At 44.0% G+C, this 18281-nt stretch carries 18 protein-coding genes and 1 pseudogene; 4 read left to right on the top strand and 15 right to left on the bottom strand.

The window, feature by feature from the left end; all coding sequences use genetic code 11:
• Positions 1 to 64: 64 nt before the first annotated feature.
• The 3 genes from ACWA2B_RS24220 to ACWA2B_RS24210 form a co-directional block, all read right to left on the bottom strand.
• Complete coding sequence (locus ACWA2B_RS24220) at positions 65 to 1006, bottom strand: ADP-ribosylglycohydrolase family protein (protein ID WP_449292693.1); 942 nt, start codon at positions 1004 to 1006, stop codon at positions 65 to 67.
• An 84-nt stretch (positions 1007 to 1090) separates the two neighbouring features.
• Complete coding sequence (locus ACWA2B_RS24215) at positions 1091 to 2176, bottom strand: hypothetical protein (RefSeq protein ID WP_449292692.1); 1086 nt, start codon at positions 2174 to 2176, stop codon at positions 1091 to 1093.
• Positions 2176 to 3171, bottom strand: a complete 996-nt coding sequence (locus tag ACWA2B_RS24210; RefSeq protein ID WP_449292691.1) for a hypothetical protein — start codon at positions 3169 to 3171, stop codon at positions 2176 to 2178. Before ACWA2B_RS24210 ends, ACWA2B_RS24215 begins: the two co-directional genes overlap by 1 nt.
• Before the next feature lie 181 nt (positions 3172 to 3352).
• Between ACWA2B_RS24210 and ACWA2B_RS24205 the strand changes: the two genes are divergently transcribed.
• From ACWA2B_RS24205 to ACWA2B_RS24195, 3 genes are all read left to right on the top strand, one after another.
• Positions 3353 to 4003, top strand: coding sequence for a hypothetical protein (locus tag ACWA2B_RS24205; RefSeq protein WP_318627423.1), 651 nt, complete (start codon positions 3353 to 3355; stop codon positions 4001 to 4003).
• A gap of 34 nt (positions 4004 to 4037) precedes the next feature.
• Positions 4038 to 4607, top strand: coding sequence for a DUF1697 domain-containing protein (locus ACWA2B_RS24200; protein ID WP_449292690.1), 570 nt, complete (start codon positions 4038 to 4040; stop codon positions 4605 to 4607).
• 197 nt (positions 4608 to 4804) lie between these two features.
• On the top strand, positions 4805 to 5389 hold the full coding sequence (locus tag ACWA2B_RS24195; protein WP_165149781.1) for an RBBP9/YdeN family alpha/beta hydrolase: 585 nt from the start codon (positions 4805 to 4807) through the stop codon (positions 5387 to 5389).
• Between the two features lie 106 nt (positions 5390 to 5495).
• Here ACWA2B_RS24195 and ACWA2B_RS24190 read toward each other — a convergent pair whose 3' ends face one another.
• From ACWA2B_RS24190 to ACWA2B_RS24150, 9 genes are all read right to left on the bottom strand, one after another.
• Positions 5496 to 6032, bottom strand: a complete 537-nt coding sequence (locus ACWA2B_RS24190) for an SMI1/KNR4 family protein (RefSeq protein ID WP_069010521.1) — start codon at positions 6030 to 6032, stop codon at positions 5496 to 5498.
• Between the two features lie 52 nt (positions 6033 to 6084).
• Entirely contained in the window at positions 6085 to 6519 is a 435-nt protein-coding gene (locus tag ACWA2B_RS24185) for a hypothetical protein (RefSeq protein ID WP_069010520.1), read from the bottom strand.
• A 28-nt stretch (positions 6520 to 6547) separates the two neighbouring features.
• Positions 6548 to 7207, bottom strand: coding sequence for a DUF2625 domain-containing protein (locus ACWA2B_RS24180; RefSeq protein WP_449292689.1), 660 nt, complete (start codon positions 7205 to 7207; stop codon positions 6548 to 6550).
• 35 nt (positions 7208 to 7242) lie between these two features.
• Complete coding sequence (locus ACWA2B_RS24175; RefSeq protein WP_449292688.1) at positions 7243 to 7761, bottom strand: hypothetical protein; 519 nt, start codon at positions 7759 to 7761, stop codon at positions 7243 to 7245.
• 30 nt (positions 7762 to 7791) lie between these two features.
• Complete coding sequence (locus tag ACWA2B_RS24170) at positions 7792 to 8952, bottom strand: immunity 26/phosphotriesterase HocA family protein (RefSeq protein ID WP_449292687.1); 1161 nt, start codon at positions 8950 to 8952, stop codon at positions 7792 to 7794.
• 84 nt (positions 8953 to 9036) lie between these two features.
• On the bottom strand, positions 9037 to 10044 hold the full coding sequence (locus ACWA2B_RS24165) for a phosphotransferase enzyme family protein (RefSeq protein ID WP_449292686.1): 1008 nt from the start codon (positions 10042 to 10044) through the stop codon (positions 9037 to 9039).
• Positions 10045 to 10137: 93 nt separating this feature from the next.
• Positions 10138 to 11136, bottom strand: coding sequence for an AraC family transcriptional regulator (locus ACWA2B_RS24160; protein ID WP_029515487.1), 999 nt, complete (start codon positions 11134 to 11136; stop codon positions 10138 to 10140).
• Positions 11137 to 11164: 28 nt separating this feature from the next.
• The gene (locus tag ACWA2B_RS24155) at positions 11165 to 12358 is read right to left on the bottom strand and encodes an MFS transporter (RefSeq protein WP_029515488.1); all 1194 of its coding nucleotides are present in this window, start codon (positions 12356 to 12358) and stop codon (positions 11165 to 11167) included.
• A 14-nt stretch (positions 12359 to 12372) separates the two neighbouring features.
• Positions 12373 to 15135 carry a family 78 glycoside hydrolase catalytic domain gene (locus ACWA2B_RS24150; protein ID WP_449292685.1) on the bottom strand — a complete coding sequence of 921 codons (2763 nt, stop codon included), beginning with the start codon at positions 15133 to 15135 and terminating at the stop codon, positions 12373 to 12375.
• A 260-nt stretch (positions 15136 to 15395) separates the two neighbouring features.
• Between ACWA2B_RS24150 and ACWA2B_RS24145 the strand changes: the two genes are divergently transcribed.
• Positions 15396 to 16400, top strand: a complete 1005-nt coding sequence (locus ACWA2B_RS24145) for a hypothetical protein (protein ID WP_340932806.1) — start codon at positions 15396 to 15398, stop codon at positions 16398 to 16400.
• A 128-nt stretch (positions 16401 to 16528) separates the two neighbouring features.
• Here the strand turns inward: ACWA2B_RS24145 and ACWA2B_RS24140 are convergent, their stop codons facing one another.
• From ACWA2B_RS24140 to ACWA2B_RS24130, 3 genes and pseudogenes are all read right to left on the bottom strand, one after another.
• On the bottom strand, positions 16529 to 16930 hold the full coding sequence (locus ACWA2B_RS24140; protein ID WP_029515491.1) for a hypothetical protein: 402 nt from the start codon (positions 16928 to 16930) through the stop codon (positions 16529 to 16531).
• A gap of 22 nt (positions 16931 to 16952) precedes the next feature.
• The gene (locus tag ACWA2B_RS24135) at positions 16953 to 17279 is read right to left on the bottom strand and encodes a hypothetical protein (protein WP_165149765.1); all 327 of its coding nucleotides are present in this window, start codon (positions 17277 to 17279) and stop codon (positions 16953 to 16955) included.
• 93 nt (positions 17280 to 17372) lie between these two features.
• Positions 17373 to 17978, bottom strand: a pseudogene (locus ACWA2B_RS24130) (CbrC family protein).
• Between the last annotated feature and the right edge of the window lie 303 nt (positions 17979 to 18281).

The raw sequence follows: 18281 nt of genomic DNA, 5'->3' as shown, positions 1-18281 counted from the left end.
AAAAAACAAGCTGGGTTCTGCTCATAATAAAAGCAACCCAGCTTGATCTTTATGGATGTTCCTCTTAGAGTGTCTGGCCCTTGTCGGCCTTCTGCCATAAAGCCTCCGTCAGCTCATCGATCGTCTCCTTCATCGCCAGCTTCTCGCGCCAGTGACTCGGGATACCGCTTTGCCCGTAATAAGCTCCTGCAATTTGTCCGTACACCGCCCCGGTCGTATCGGCGTCATCCCCCAGATTTACGGCCAGCAGTGTCCCCTCCTCAAATGAAGCCGAATGGTGAAATGCCCACAGCGCAGCCTCAAGGGAACGAATGACATAGCCAGTTCCTTGTATTTCAGGCGGTTCCTTAACCTTGTAAGATCCCTGAATGATTTCTTCAATGGCTGCCGAATAAGCTGGCTGTTCCTGCCGCCGCCACTTATAGCAGATGTCGGCTGATAACATGGATTCTTTGTCCGCTCCCCGCAGACCTGCCACAAGAATGGAAGCAAGCACAGCACAGGCCTCCACACTTTCGACTGCTCCATGGGTGGTTCGCGAGCTCAGCTCGGCGTACATCACGGCCTCTTCTGGCTGGTTCGCATAGGCCATGGCAACAGGTGCAAGCCTCATAATCGAGCCATTACCAGCAGTCATGGGGTCAACGGACCCACTGTACGGCTCTCCAGTGGCCTCGAAGCGATGCAATGCTGCTCTCGTCGCACCGCCGATATCAAAGCACGTTCCCGTGCTGCTCATATATCCCAGGTGATACCAATTGGTGTAGCGACGCATTTGGTCCGCTGGATCAAAGCTATCTTTTTGCACCATGCTCTCGGCTAAACAAAGTGCCATAGACGTATCGTCGGTCCACTGCCCCGGCTTTAACCCAAAGACACCGCCGCCCACGATATCCGTTACAGGTTCAAATGTACCTGGACTGCTGAATTCCACAGTGGTTCCCAAAGCATCACCCACGGCCAGTCCAGCGAGACTTCCATAAAAACGATCCTTGATCAGTGCCATTTTGATGTACACTCCTTTAATAATTGTTATAGCTAATGCATATATTTCCATATCACTGGAAGGAAGAAAATCCGGTAACGCCATTTATTCGTAGCTTAAGGCTGTACAACCGCTATCCGGTTTTAATTCAATGAAAATTCCTGCCTCTTGATGGTAAATGAGTGGAAATCGCTCCGTATCTACATCTTCACGCACACCTCTTGAAAGCCGCCATACCTGAAGCGGGACTCCTTTCCCCCATAAGAATAATCGGTCGCCAGAAACGACCATATCCGCTTGGGGATATGGATAAATCCCGTCTTCTTCAGGCTTACAATTTAAAGGCGGGATTGCAGGAAGCACGCGTCGGTACCCGGGCTGAGTCATATCGAATAGGACAACCGCCGGTTCCACTCCTTCCTCTCCCCAATCTTCCTCCTCCAGTAAATCGGCATCCATCTGTCCCCAAACCGCCAATCTATCAGGTCCTGTCCAGCACACTGGCCCATCCCAATCTATGGTTTGCCAAAGATGGCGAACTGACGGACCATTCTCCGATTCCCATGAGTTCAGCAGCCAATTAGATAAGGACCAAGTTCGGACTACTCCTAATGGAGCCCATACCCATCCCGTATCCGCAATCCACTTTCCCTCTGGAGAAGTCAGGAGCCTCCCATGAAAATAATCTAGATAATGCTCATCTTTATTTTCGCTGTTATAAACTGGGGTAGGTCTTGCTGTCAAAAGCCTCCCCGTTTCTACATCCGTCAGATCCAGCCGATTCCATTCCGTCCCATGAACAAGGATACATGCACCGTCTTGATGTACAAAGGCCAGGGGAAACATACTTTTATCGTAGTGGTATTCGTCCCGTGATAATTGCATTTTTTCTTGAGCATGGACTAAATCATACACTGCCGCATGTCGGCCAAATCGATTGGAGATCGCCACGTACTTGCCGTCAGGACTGGTAACCATTTGGACAGGTTGCAGGGGATTAAAATCAGGAATACAAATATGTGTGCATAATTCTGCGCTGCCAGAGCGAAGTTCTAGTCTCCACAGTTCTGCCTGTGTGTTTAGTGCTAGTAGGGATATGCTTTCCTGAGAGCCACCCTTTAGTGGATGAATGGCTGTAAGACGTCCGATAGTCTGTGGTAAATCAGGTAAAGAAACGTGATGAAATGGCATCATTTAACCCCTTTTAATCTGGATAAATAATAATTTATACCCGTATTTGTGAAGCTGGATTTATCGACAAAAAATCTGAGTTCAAGCAATGCAGTCAATACTTTCATAAAAACTCCCGGTTTTTTCTTACATAATAGTTTAAGATATGTAATTTCGCTAGGATTACTTTTGAGAACAAAATAGGAGTAATTCATCAAGATCATAGTGGAGATGAACTGCTCTGTTGGAGATTGATGCTCATTGATACAGTCGATCAGCACCTCTAATACCCTATTTTTATTAGAGTTATAGGCTTGTATAAACATCGTTGCTTCTGCAAACGGCTTGTTGAAATCGTCATACGGAAAATCATATACATCATGACTGCCTAGGATGAAGCTGACCAACTGACCTTGCAAAATTTTTATTTTTCCTAGCGCTGCCCGGGTATCCATATCCATCTCATTTTTGTTAATATGCTCATGCAACATGTCAATTAGAATGTGCATATCATACTGCTGCGCGTCTTCCAACCTGTACATTATCTTATTATTTTCAATCGTTAGACGATCATAAATGTCATCCCCTAAACCCAGTTCAAATAAGAGATGGTGAAGAAAAAATAGCCTGTCCTGAGTAAGCGAGAATTCCTTCCCTCTCTCTGCTAGATGTGAAACTTGATATTGATAATAAACACAACATAAGTTTTTCCGGCTATAAGCAACATCTTTATGTATATCAAAAACGTTAAACATGAGCGAAAGCAATCGAATCAGACGTTCAGCATCCGCTAAGCTTAGAATGGGATGATTCATTTTTGTAAATAGCGACCTATCAAACAGATCATGCCATCGCACTAAAGAAATATGACTCTGCTCATTTATATTCAGAGTTAGTATTCTTAAATTTTGCTCTTGATCAGGATAGGAATAAAATAGATATTCATGATCTACATCAGAAATACGCTCATTAAAATAGGCCCTTAATTTGTAATCGTATATTTTAAAAAAAGACATTTCTCTCCTCCTTGCACCTTATTTTCGAACTCCTATATTGTAAAATTAATCTGGATCGACTGGCAAGGCGGCATAAATACAGAAACATATGTTCTTTATTTCTATATTATGATATCTTTATGCTAGGAATGAAACGTTATGACGAAGGTCATAGCCTACGATTAGAAAGGAATGAACACCTATGAAACAGCTAAGCGAAGCTCTGACCCGGTTTGTACAACAACAAAACCTGTATAATGCAACCTACGGGCTGTTCCAAGACCACGACATCCAGCCCCGGACGGAGAACCTGACAGATTGCTGGGACAACCGCATACCTATATCCCCTGAGCTTGAGTACCTATATAGCCATTATGAAATGATCGATGCTAAGGCAGCGGGAACACACAAATTAAAAAATGCAGCCGTTGAAATCGGGGATGCTGCTGTTCTCTTTTTTGTCGCACCAGAACATTTATATCGCCAACAGCTGGGCTATCGCTTCATTACATCTGGAGAGCTTGTTCATGAGTCATCTTCGTGGCCCTCCCACCATGTTGTAATTGCCACGTTTAATGATGATCCAGTCATTGTCGATACTAGCGCACCTGCTTCCCCTGTATATGCTGCAATTGAAGGTGGCGCAGCGCAGCAAGTTGCTGACTCTTTAGCTAACTTCTTTACGGCTCTTTCCATCCTGATTGAAGGTGCCTGTACCTTTAAGGGAGAATTGATAGATGAAGATACATACGAAACCAAAGCAGAATATATCGAGCACGTAAAACCATTGCTACATCATTTGTTGGGCGAAAACCAAACCACGTATTTGCTGAATTACCTATCCTTTTGTTAGAAATCCTATTTGTTAAAGAGAGGTGGGGCTTTTTATGATCTATATCGCATTACTGCGGGGCATCAATGTGGGCGGCAATAACAAAATCGAGATGAAGAAGCTCAAGCAAACGTTTGAACATGCAGGTATGGGGCATGTGACGACTTACATTAATTCTGGAAACATTATTTTTTCCAGTCAGGAGCGGCCCAACCAGGAGTTATCGTCCATACTGGAACAGGCGATTCTGGAGGATTTTAGCTTACCCATCCGTGTTATTGTTCGTAATATGAAGGAGATTCAGACCATTATAGAGGCACTGCCGAATGAATGGTCTAATGATACACAGATGAAAAGTGATGTAATGTTTCTGTGGGATGAAATTAACGATATTTCCGTTCTGGACAAGCTTCCTTTAAAACCGGGTATTGGGCATGTCATCTATACGACCGGGGCCGTTCTGTTTTCTGTCAGCAAAGAACAAGTCACAAAAAGCGGGTTAACGAAATTAGTCGGCACCAAGCTGTATCAGCAAATGACGGTGCGGAATGTGAACACAACTCGACAGATTTACAAGCTGATGCAAATGGCTGAACAGGAAGAACTACGGGATACGAGCTCTTGACTGTAGTCGTGTTTAAATAGGGAGGGATAGGCAAGATAAAAAACTCGACAAAACTCATTAAAAAAATGGTCTACATAAATCAACAATTTCTAATACTATAGGCATAGAGATTTTGCTAAACTAGAAGGCTTCTCAGACGAAGAGGAACACCTATCATCAGCATGAACTAAACACTGAATAATGGGAGAAAAAACACTGTGACAAACCTACAAAATCAAAAACAAGTATATATAATCCACGGATACACAGCTTCGCCAACAGATCATTGGTTTCCTTGGTTACAAGATAAATTACAGGAAGACGGGGTTTCGGTAAATATACTAGATATGCCCAACTCGCAAGCCCCCAAACTTAATGAGTGGATTGAGCATCTATTGCAAAATATTAAAGCTTTACATAAAGACACCTATTTTATTGGTCATAGCTTGGGTTGTGTATCCATATTAAGGTACCTGCAGCAAGTCAATATCCCGGAACCACTAGGTGGTGCCGTTTTCGTTTCCGGTTTTACTGATCCATTGCCAAGCCTGCCGTCATTAGATGAATTTACAAATGACCATTTGGATCATCAGCAGATCATGGATTCGCTAAAAGCGCGTGTAGTTATAGCTTCAAAGGACGACGCGATTGTCCCCTTTGCACTTAGTAAGAAACTAGCGGAAGATATCCAGGCTGATTTTCACGAATTAGATCATGGAGGACACTTTTTACAAAGTGACGGCTTTACCACCTTACCGATCGTCTCTCAAGTTTTAATGGAAATGATAAATGAAAATAAGTAGCGTTAAAAACCCGCAAAATAGACCTGGCAAAAAGGGTCCAGCTTGCGGGTTTTACATTTTCTACTGGATGAATTAGGGGGAATAAAGCGTATGTTTAGTCAAGATATCAATACAATGCCCATTTTTCCGTACACAGCTCTATAAATGAATGGGCAACCTGTTCACATTCGTCATACCCCAAGCTACCAGAATGAGCAAAAAGAATGGGATATTCGTTGTTACTTTTTTCCTCTCTCATATCAAACATATAGTGGTTTCCGCTACCATCCATCGCAAACGACACGGCACCCGGCATATACTCTGGCAGCTCGTAGGCGAGGTTCATTTCTCTCAAATCTTCAGTATTGAAAAACTGGAAATAACGTTCTCCATTCTGAAATTCACCGCCATTAGAATATTTCAGCAATTCTATGTAACTATCAGGAAATTGTCCTTGGGGCAGATGCCAGCCCACAGGATCTAGCGGTTTATATTGATCATAAAATGGAGACGATTTCGGGAAAGGGTTCACTTGTCTTTGTTGGATTTCGTGAATCTCCTGCTCCGATAGCTTGATGTTCCATGTGCTCAAAAAATTCGCGATTTGTTCACCAGTTGCTTCCGGACATTTTATAAATTGATGTTCAAAGTGAATACTCCACATAATAACCACCCTCCTACCTTGACGTCTCTAAAAGTTGTTTTTGCTACCTTTTTCAACCTTTTCCATCTTTTCCAAGCCACTCAGCCACACTTTCATGAGGTTGAAGGTTCTCACGTTTATAGTAAAAAACGGTCTTGAGCTCGTAATCCAAGCTTTCCGCAGCAATGAAAAATCGGGTACCAAACGTTTGATCCTCCATACAAATCACAGGCCCCTCAAGAAATCCGTAAGAGACAGTTTTTAACATTTCCAATTCCTTGTCATTAGCCAGTCTAAAGCATTCAATTGAAAATACACCGCCCGGACAGGAAAGAAACGAGACCTCGTAAAATGTAATCTCTATGTTGTGATAATAGCTAAAGTCAAAGCTCCCTGCTAGTACCAGCTTAGGGCGACTTGTATAATCATAAATGTAGTAATGGTCAATGTTATTTTGAGAAAGTATTTCATTCAGCTGCATCAGTTTGGATTGAATGGAATGATTCATGATCTACGCCTCCTCATCATTAGCGGGGCTAGCCCCTATCTATTACCGCCTGCCATGCTTCTGTTACAGCTATAGGCGATTTTTGGCTGGTCTCTCCGCCACCTTCCTGAGTCCATAGCGGCGGATAATAAGCAAATACCTCTCCTGGCTGAAGTTGCTCCATATCCGACTGCCAACCATTCCAGCGGAATGTCTGGTAGAACAAGCCCAAATCTCCCTCAGCCAACCAGCTCAAGAAACCGGAATAGGCCAGCTCAGTGGATTCCCACTCCAATGCATCCGGTGCAAAATAGTAGATATGGCCGCTACGTCCAAACTTCCCTGTATCCAATCCAAAGAAGCCACCTGCTGCATCATAGGCCACAATCAGCATTCCCCCAAGTGCAGGAACGCTCGCTGGCTCTTGCAGCCCGTTCCACGAAGCCAAACTACCGTAAATTTCAGGCCCACCTGCACCCAGTAAGGTGATCCATCCGTGGTCAAATATGATCCCTCCTGTTTCATAGGCAACCGTTCCCAAGTACGATTTTGTGCTCACTTGCAAACGGTAGAGCGAATCTCCCCTAGCAGATTCCGATTCTGCCGGTACAATGCGAAATGGATTATTCCCTTCTTGCAGAATGTTTCTGACCTCTTCCCATGCATGGTTGTCCTGATCCACCAGCTCATCAACCGTTAACGTATGCATATCCATTCTCCTTCCTGTATTCCGATATCTATCTTTCAACCTTTGAACTGATTTTCGAAAACCTGCGTTTGCTCTAAAATCACCCACTGATTCAGCTCGTCGTAGCCCTGGACAATCGCCGTGATCTCATGCCTCGGATACATCCACTCAGATGGGGTCTTTTCCGCATATGAATGGGTGTCTGCCAATCCGACTGTATTGTGCTGGAAAATATGAATAAGTGTTCCGTGTGGAAAAAAGGCTTCAATATATCCAGTTACCTTAGTCCCAACCGGCAGTGCGGTTTTGACTTGATGCCATTCCTTGTTGGAGGTGTGAAGATTGCTGGACCAGATGTCTTCAAACTCTTTTTTTGTAATTTTCGTATAATAGGGCTCTGTATCATCAATCGCTTTCTCTGCTAACAAGAAATGATATTGCTCGTGCTTACGATTAGAAGCAATAAAAGTACCGTCATCTTGGATCACAATTTGCCGATAGGCTACGCCGTCTGAGTCTATTTCAAAATACCAGGTTCCCATGCCTGGTTCCGGACAATCTTTAAGATATTTCATTCGTACCTCCTAAAAGGATGTATAACCGTGTTATTTCATCTTTCTTTTTCCGCTATAAGTCCTTGTCAAATATGCGAGATATTCCGAACGCGTCAGTCCTCCTGTTTGGCGATTGAACTCATCGTACGAAATGTCTTCCGGGAATCCGAATTCGGCCAGTGCTTTTCGACGCTCCTCCCGATACAACGGATTATCCAGCGTTTTGTGCCACTCCCGCTCTTCCCAAGGACCAAAACAGTCCGTAATAATACCTGAATACACACCGTTATTTAGAAATTTTCGTGAAGACTTGAACACTGTCTCCTCTTCCGGTTTGGAAACCGTACCCGTTCCCCAGGATAGACTATATGTTCTGTCTTTTCTGCTATCCGTGCTATAGCCGTAACCGATCGGGAACACAATATCCTCTTCTACCAACGGTTTATGCCCTACCTGCTCGTAGGACCCCCGCATAAAGAAATCATCCATGACAATCCAGGTTGTTTCGGATAATGGGGCGGATGTGATAGATTCCAAAGCTGTTGAACGGTCACGACTTGTACACAAATACGGACGTACGAACAAAGGCATTGTCATGACACTATTCCATATGCTCTCCTTTGCAAACAACTGATCCTTTTGCATTTGGCGCAAATCTCCGACGACCAGTACATAGCCATCTGTAAAAAGGTCTATTTCCACGCGGAAGATGTCTCCCGGAATGGTTTTATAACGCAGGTTTTTCATATGCTTCAATCGTTCCACCTTACGATCATAGTCGTTAGGTCCAAGCGACGGGTAACGTTGAAGCCAATCGGTGATCTCTTCTTTACTATGTAAATGCTCACATCCAGTGATGGGCAATCTCACGCCAGTTTTGCTATTCACAGCAGTAACATAACTAATATTACGATCTCTTCGAATGCCTGCTGAAAAGGACACACCTTCTGCTGTGATGCTCGAAACACTTGTATAATTCAGTTTTTTCTCTTTGCCACGAGCCGTTTTAGGCAGAACAAATGCCCGATCACGAGTAAAAATCTCTACATCAGCTTCTCCATAAGCATCCTCTTTGGAAGAAATTCGCTTGCGAATAACATCTCCATCCATACAAATAAAATATCCTTCTTTAATTTCTACTACGTCCCAATGTTCTTCCAGCGTCTCCAGCCCAAAATAGGGTCGTAACGCGTTCGTTAACCAACTATTCATCTGCTCCTCCTGTTCCGAGTACAATTCAGTAGACTTCATTTCTGTTCTTCCAGAAATTATAACATAACACGGCATGTAGCTCGTTTATTCATACATTGTTCCAGCTTGGACCAACTCCTCCTGAATCCAGCTACTGCTAGTAGACAGTTGGAGCAAGTCGGCCGTGATCTGTTTAACCTGTTCTTGCAGCACGTGTGGCTGATCTGTTCCTTCCAGAAAGCGACTCATAAAATGAAGAAAAACGTCTACCTTCCTAAGCAGCATTAACACAGGCAAAGCGTCAACCTCGGATTGGCTTAAACGAACTTGACGGCTGAAGCCCCGGCAAAAATCACGAACAGCTGTCGTTTCCTCCGGTTGTCCCAAAAATCCTGATAAAATGACCGCCGGATCCATGACCCGAACGTCCAGCGTACAAAATTCAAAATCAAGCAGTGCAGCCACCTGACTAGGGTCAGAATCCTTTACCAACAAATTGGAAGCGTTCAAATCTCCATGTACAAACTGATGCGGCAACTCTTCCAATGCACGAAGCGAATTTGTAATCTCTTCATATACTTTTCCTATCAGGCGCAGCTCTTCATGTAAATTCTTGAGAGGCTCCGGCGGGTTTAAACAAAAGCCTTGGATTACTTCCGGGCTACATAATGGATAGGATTGCTGCAAAGCATAATACGGCCGATAGACTGGGGTCATATCAAGATTAAGTGTTGCAAGCACGGCAGACAATTCACCAGCTGCCTCGCCAAAAGAATGGGCAAAGCTAGGATCCTGCTCCGATGGGGATGTGCCTTCTATGTATTCGAACAGACACACATATTTTCCACTATCCTTCTCAACCTGTGCAAGTGTCTCTCCCGTAATCGTTCGGATTGGCATTGGAACCCTGAATGATAGAGAATGCCTGCTCAGTTCCTGCAAAACCGCATGCTCAAATTCTATTTTGTTCCGATCCCTGTGTGTATCGTAGATGCGCAGTACCCCACTTCGCCCACCGCTCTTAACAAAATACGTCGTATTATTCCAACCTCCGGTTCGTCTCTGTAGTGTCCCGTCCCACTCCGGCCAGTGCCGTCTTAATACCGCTTCCAAAATGTATCCTCCCTATTAAACATCCGCTTATGAATTTGCCGATATTATAACAAATATAGACGCCCATTAGAATTGGACGTCCTTGTGTATCCTTCATTTCCTCATTTGTTTGTTTCGGATATTCTGCGGGGTGGCACCATACGCTGTTTTAAATTTTTTATAGAAAAAACTCATGCTGTTATATCCGACCTGCTTAAAGATCATTTCGAATGGCAGGTTGGTATTGACTACCAAAGAATAGGCCGCATTAAGTTTAATGTTGGCAATAAGCTGCGTGTAAGTAAGACCGGTTACTTTTTTCAACTTATTACTTAAATACGTACTATTGTAATTAAAATGAGTAGATAATTGCTGGAGGCTTAAATGCTGATAATGCTCTTCCATGTAATTCAGAATAGAAGTAATATTACTTTCCTGCTGGTTTAAGTGAATATTATGCTCGCTTTCCAATACACGGACCAATTCCCCAAATACAATGGACAAATAAGCCTTGACCAGCTCCATTGAATCCTCTTGCCTGGAAAAATATTCGATCAAGATTCTACGCAATATATATTGAAGGTTTTCATTATGCTGTGACTCAAAAATAATAAAGTGATTATGATGCTGATGCTGGAGGACTGAATTGGCAAGAAACTCGCCGATCAAACTTTTTTTCTTAGATAGCCGCTGTAGAAATAGGGATGAAATCGTTTCTCTTTGCAGGAGGATATTAATCAGTATATCGTTTTCTCCCAAAGGTGCGATGCTGTGCGGTACATCCTTATCGAGGACACACACTTGGCCTTCACAAAGCTCAATTTCTTTACCCGCTATGATTTGGTTGCACTTACCTGAGTAAACATAGTTTAACTCAATAAATTCATGCATGTGCTCCAGCATCGGAGCAAACCTGTTGTGCTTGCTAATATAAATATCATGTTCTCCGAAGAAAAATAAAGCAGGCATTCGATACATATTCTGATTTATATCAAAAAATCGCTCATTTTCCGATTCTTTGGAGAGATCATTAATCACTTGATTGTTTTGCTGTTGTAAAAGTTCAATTTCAGTTTTACTTCTCAGCAACTGATCCAACTCATGAAGGTTCATAAACACAGACTCCTCCTTCAGACTCCCATTAACTGTGAACTGCCGTCTGTGTTTTGCTTCCCTTTCCTCTAATAGCGATTCCCAGACAGAGGAGCGCAGCAATCATAAATACAATCGCAGAGACGAGAAAGGAAAATGAGGCAGTTTCATTCCCAGACAACACCCCAACTAACTTGATAACATAAGGCGAAGCAAACGCTCCCAAATTGGAGCCTACCATTGCAATCGAAATAGATATCGTCTCACTGCCTTTAGGTACGATTTTAGTTAGTATCGTAAAAATATAAGGAATAAACAGCGCAAAGCTAAAGCCAATGATCAGCATGGCAACCGTAACCATGGTCACATTCTGAGCAAACCACAGCAGGACAAAACCTGTCGCTGTTAATAAACTGGAGATAAAAGGTGCGTAATTTCTGAACCATTTATATATTCTACCGAACAAGAAGCCTGCAATCATAGTTGATAAGGAGAACAGCGTCAAAGCGGTCCCTAAAAACCCTGCGTTAGGCATACTCTTTTCAGCAATCATAATACCTGTTTTGGTATACACAATCATGATAAAGGTCATAAACAGGAAAAGTGCAGCCCCTAATCCAAGTACAGGTAGGGACATTCCCCCACTCTTTTGGCCCGTTCCTGTCGTGCTCACTGTAGGCTCCTCACGCTCTGGTTCAGGAATGATAAAAAAGAACAACAGTGCGATAGGAATCGTGATCGCATAGCACAAAAAGGCAAACGGCCAGTCGATTAGGGCAAGCTGTCCTGCCACAAAGGTAGCCAAGCTGCTTCCGAGCCCTTGTACAGCGCTTTGAAAACCTACCAATTGAGCACGTTCATCCCCTTCAAAAAAATCACTAATTAAACTGACAGCCAGCGAATTGAACATCCCCAGACCTGCACCTAGCACCAAACGCAACGCGAGAATCCATGTAATGTTCGTAGTGAGCATAGGAAGTATTCCGCCGATGACCACGAGCAAAAGTCCTAGCAGGACTGTATTTTTTTTACCCAAGCGGGAAGAGATCGGGCCACTCAACAGCACAAACAGCATCATCGAGAAAGATGGGATTGTAACTATGCTTTCAATCAGTGAACTGGAGACTCCCGGTAATTGGTTCAGCATCATCGGGATGATAGCTGAAATAGCACTCGCTGATGTCAGGACTAAGGAAATGGACAACAATGCTGTTTTAAACCATATTTTGTTTTTAATATTCATCAAGCTTCTCACCTCTAGTCTATGTTATTTAGCCTCTGGTTGTATTTGTACTGGAACGTATACTGTCCAGATCCGACGGTAAACGTCAATTCATGATCTCCACTCAGTTCGAAAATCGCCTGTTCTCCGGGAGAACCTGATTTCCCGGCCAGCTCTTGTGGCACATTACCAGGCGGATACTGAATCGACGGGTATTGCTTAGTAATGGTCTGTTGTAATGCATCTGGCTCTAGAACGCCCGGAAGCGTAATCTCAGCTGTCGTATTATGTGGTACGTGAACCGTCATCCGCATTTCTTCATTCACGATTTCCCAATGGACAGCAACCTCACCATAAGGTGTCTCCAGCTTGCCATGGGCCGAAGTAAGATTAACAGGCGGTTTGGGTGCTAACCGTGACTTTTTGTAGCCCGCTTCAAGCACATCGATACCGGCAATATTTTGGTACATAAAGTCTCCAACTGAACCGTACGAATAGTGATTGAACGAGTTCATATCGGTGCTCCAGAACGAGCCGTCCACTTTGATACTGTCCCAATGCTCCCACATGGTCGTTGCTCCCCGTTCAACCTGATAGAGCCAAGAAGGATAATCTTTCTGAAATAAAATTTTATAAGCTATATCTGTATAGCCATTGTCGGATAAAACCAGGCATAGATAGGGTGTGCCTACAAAGCCAGTATCCAGATGCATATCATTTTTTTCTATCAGCCGTACGAGCTCCTGAACCACTTGCTTTTTATATTTTTCTGGTACCAATCCGAAGTGCAAAGCCACAACCTGTGCAGTCTGGGTATTAGAAGTCAGTTTGCCAGCGTCATCAAAATAACGGTTCGCAAAAGCGCTTCTAATCCCCTCATGCAAGCTTTGATAAGTGTTGTAATCGGTATAGCGATTCAGCAGTTTGGCGGTCTGCGCCAAGATATGAGTCGAATACGCAAAGTATGCAGTCGCTACCAACGTTCCATCGGTCGCTCCAAAATAGCTTCCTTCCTCGCTATCCAGCGCCAGCCAGTCTCCCAGCTGCAAACCAGTATCCCACAAATGTTCCTCGGTCCCCTGGGCACGAATATAATCGACCCATGCTTTCATACTGTCATACTGCTGAGCTAGAATTTGCTTATCCCCATAACATTGATAGATCGTCCACGGACATATAACTGCTGCATCTCCCCATGCGGCTGTCGTTTGGTCCATATTGTCTGCAAAGGTTCCTTTGAGGACATCCGGCACGACAAAAGGCACAGCCCCATTCTCCAGCTGGTTGTAAGCCAAATCTTTCAGCCACTTTCGAAAGAAGGAAGCACTATTCATATTGAAGCTGGCCGTTCTGGCAAAAATCTGTGCATCGCCGGTCCAGCCTAATCGCTCATCACGCTGCGGGCAATCGGTCGGCACATCCAGGAAGTTCCCTTTTTGTCCCCATACAATATTGTGCTGGAGTTGGTTCAGCTTTGGATCGGATGTCTCGAACAAGCCAATTGTCGCCATGTCTGAATGCAAAACAACGCCTGTAAAATCTTCAATGGCTACGCCAGCCGGAAAGCCCTCAAGCTTCACATACTGGAAGCCTTGAAAAGTGAAATGCGGCCTAAATATCTCCGTCCCCTTGCCGCTGCAAATGTACGTAATCTGCTGCGCTGCATCACGAATATTATCTCGGTAAAAGTTCCCTTGCTGATCCAGTACTTCACCATGAACCAGATTCAGAACCGTACCTTCGGGGGCTTCCACTTTAAATTCCAGCCAGCCTACCATATTTTGACCCAAGTTAAGTACTAGTTCGCCTTTAGGAGTCCAAATCAGTTCAACAGGCTTTAATCGGTTCATTACACGGACAGGCTCGTTCTCCTGAGCAACCAGATGACTTAACGGAAACGGGGCGACCTGCATCATTTTCCGTTCGTTCAAGAAGCGATGTTCGGCTGCCTGCTGCTCCAGTCGAGCATCATAGATTTCGCCGTTATAAATATCTGACATCAAAATGGCACAGCTCGTTTCCTCCCAGGAAGAATCAGAGCAAATGAGTTCTGAACGGCCATCTTCATAGCTAATCTTCATTTGAAATAGCAAAGCATTCGTGTTCCCGTAGGTATCCTTGCGCTTTTGCCAGCCTAGATAGCCGCTGTACCAGCCTTCTCCCACCGTGGCTGTGATGCGGTTATGTTGTTCTCGAACGGTAGAAGTCACATCATAGGCTTGCACCTGAACACGATCGTTATAATCTGTCCATCCCGGGGTAAAGTAGGCATCGCCTACTCTTTGTCCATTGAGCTCCAGCTCATACAGACCAAGGCTTGTGGCATAAATGACTGCTTTTTTCACTTTTCCCTCAACTGAAAAACACTTGGAAGCAGCAAAAGGGGCTCTTGTCTGAAACTTTTCATGGATGCTTCGCTCCTGCACTGTAATCCATTGTGCCTTCCAGTCCTGCTCATGGAGCAGCCCCATTTCCCAAAAGCCAATCTCACTCCATTCCGATTCCTCGGGTTCGGTGTCACCCGCTCCCTGAGCCCATACTTTTACCCGGTAATAATATCTTTGTCCTGATTCGAGTGGAGGACCTTCATAGGGAAACAAAATGGATTGTTCCGAATAGGAAAAATGATTCCAGAGCAGCGGTTCAAAAGCGGGATTTATGGCTACCTGCAATTGGAAGCGTTTTTGGAAAACGTATATGTTGTCAGATTCAATTTGCCAACTTAATCGAGGCTTTAGACAACCCAGTCCAATCGGATTGTTTACATGTTCACATCTAAGCGCTTTCACTTTTAGCATCTTATGTCCTCCCTGAGATCTTCTTTTGTGTTTCTATACTCAAATTAAAACGCTTCCATTAGTTGTGCGCAATGTTGTATCCCTGCATGTTGTATGCTTGATTTACAGGTGTTGAATGTCCATCCCTCATATCGAATCTTAAAATGGGTCTATTAGAAAAATATGTACGTGTGACAGCGCAGTACTCAAAAGGAAAACTCTTGTTTTTTGTACATATGGATTGTAGTATTAAGCCGATCAGTGAAAGGAGAATTACAGTAATGGAAACGAACTACAGAAAGCTGCTGGATCAGATGATCGCACCCTATGATGAAATGCTGCAGATTCTAATAAGTGATCACGCCGATTTTTCGAAGGTTGACTATTTGGAGCAACACAGTGAGGAATATGGAAAAAGTGATGCCAATTATACCAATCGCTTGAAGGTGCTTTTGGCTATGTATAATCGTGAGGATCGAGATTCCCCGCATTACGAACCGATTGTGAGAAGGCTGCTCGTTAATGAGATTATAGATAGGGAAACGAACAGTTTTCAGGGGATTGGCGATGCTCTATACTACGCCGTTTTTTTACTGCAAAAATATGAGCGTGAGCAGGACCAAGTTTTGTTCCAGCAGGCCAAGAAGGCCAATTTTGATACATATGCCGGGTTTGACCCTGCGTTGATTTTGGAAACATATTTATTCAGCAAAGATACAGCTGATCTTGAAGATTGCATCAATATCGCGAGTGAACTCGGGGAAGATGTATACCTATCATTATTTATTGATTTGTGGATCAGAGAGCAGACGGATTGGGACAAAGAAAATTTGCGGACACTCGTTTATCATGAGAGATGGCGCAACCATCCAGAAGGTGAAATTGAAGCCCTCAAAAAGCTGGCTGAAATGGAGAAAATAGAAGAAAATTCTAGTAACTACTGTTCTACTGCATCCAGCTTGGCAGAAAAGCTCATTGAAACAGGACGATGGGATGAAGCTTGGGAAACGATGGCAACCATCATTCCGCTTATTACTAAGGAAAAAGAATGGTTCCTGTACGGACTTGGCCGCAATATAATCACAGCCTGTATCCATATCATCATGCATTTTGGAGCAAAAAGCCGACAGGCTACTTCGTTATGGCAAACAATAAAAGGGGTTCTTCAACCTGCCGCTAACAATATGGGGACCATTCAATATCAGCTTGCTGTATCTGTCAGCAAATTTATGGGTGATACCAAATTGGAGCAAAAGTTACTCCGGATTCGGAAGCAACGTCAATAATCCAGTTGCCATAAGGAGCCTGTCGCATGCAATGTAAAGAACGAGGCATTTGACCCAGCAGCTCGCTTTCCAGTTGCCCCTCGAAGCGAGGGGCAGCGAAAATACGGATTGCAGTGCATTGCCTTCCTCTACAGATTTCCGGTCACGATAATACCATCTGCTTGCTTCAAATGCGCTCTGACCCATGCTGTAAAGGAATCGATAAATATGCGTAATTCTGGCTCCTTGGCAGGCCAAGCATCCAATTCTGTTAATATTTCATGCCATACCGACGCCTGAATCGGATTATCCCAGCAGGCATCAAAAGCCTCATACGTTTCCCCCGTGTCAGGATCGACAAGTGGGTATTTGGACTTTAACACAGACAGCACGATATCAAAGTCATCTGCGTAGATGAAGATCATCTCCTCCAGCTTTGGCTCATCTGTATCCCCATAGCGCAGCGGTTCAAAAGTATATCCAATATTGGCTCTTGGACCACTATAGCGATAGATTAGTGTCTGAATCTCTGTTTTTCCTTTCTTAGTCACTCTCTCTTACTCCTCTCTTCGGCTACAACTCGAACCAATCCGCAGCGCATTTCTCTTCTTCCAGTGCCCTACACATTCCTTCCCTCAACCTTATCGCATCTCCGCCGCCAATATGAAATAGACAATAGATATAAGGTTCATCATCTTCTAACCCTTCAATATTTCTTGCCTCTTCCACTGAAATCTGAAGCGCTTCAGGCCAATCAGAATTATTCTGAAGCAGAACAAAACCATCCTCATCCCTTTGCATCCGATATCCCTCAATCCTAGGCAATGCTTCAGCTAAGCGTTCCATTAGCGCTTTAATATCCTTAACATCTGCGACCTTAATCCCATACTCCCAACCCATCTGCATTCCTCCAATTTTATGAACTCCTCCTTATTAGAACCACCCCTAAATTGGGTTTCACCTTCTCATTCACCTCAGGAAATTCACTTGGATTCAGTCATAGTCCGCATATAAGAGGTATTCCTTACAATGCCTGCACTGAAATAAATAACCCCGGAACGATCCGTCACGTTTCATGCTTTCCCGTATTCGACTCTTAGCCTCTTCTTCATTATACAAAGCCAGAATAGGCATAAACATCAGGTTGACATCATTTTCTATCCCTCTACTGACAAGCTCCTACCAGCCCACAAAATCTATAAAAACACAGTAGTCATCACAGTGATCCAGCCACGCGGCGGTCTGCCATGCCTCATAACCGGGAGTCCGATGCAGTAGCTCATCCAGCTTTGGTTCCTCCAATTGTGCACAGCAAGCAGGGTCATGAAATGTTCCCTGTAGCATGCTCGCAGCGCTACCATTCGCAATACACCAAGGACAGATCGCCTCATAAGATAATGCTGTATAAAAGGGACCCGCGTACCAGATATCGGTCTGCCGTCCACAACAGGAACACGTTTTCAAAAAGCCTGATTTAAGGATCTGAGTGCGTACAGGGTCTTGATGATAAGTAAACACAGGGAGATCGGAAGTTTTCTTGCGCTTGGCTACTTTGATTAAAGGCTTAATCACCGGCAGTCGAATCGGGCTATTAATCATCTCTTGAATACTCCACTGTTTCTTCAAATCTGCTTTATTTTTCCGGTTCATGACGGACATAAAAACCTCTAGCGCCTCTTCGTATTGATGCAGGTGAAGATACAACTCTGTCAAAATTCTGGCAGCCTGCTCGCTTTCTAAGCCCTCAAGCTCTTCCTTCAATTGGTACATGGCTTGTACAGCCTCGGGACTGGGTGCGTACAAACTATATCTTTTGTTTAGTGCCACCCATTTTTGCTGGATTTCCATAAGCCCCCCACTTCCTTCTGATTTTCCTGAAATTTCTTATAACTTATTATAATA

The organism is Paenibacillus sp. CMM36 (assembly GCF_053570945.1).
The sequence above is the reverse complement of the archived record's forward strand: the minus strand, read 5'-3'. Positions and strand labels throughout refer to the sequence as shown.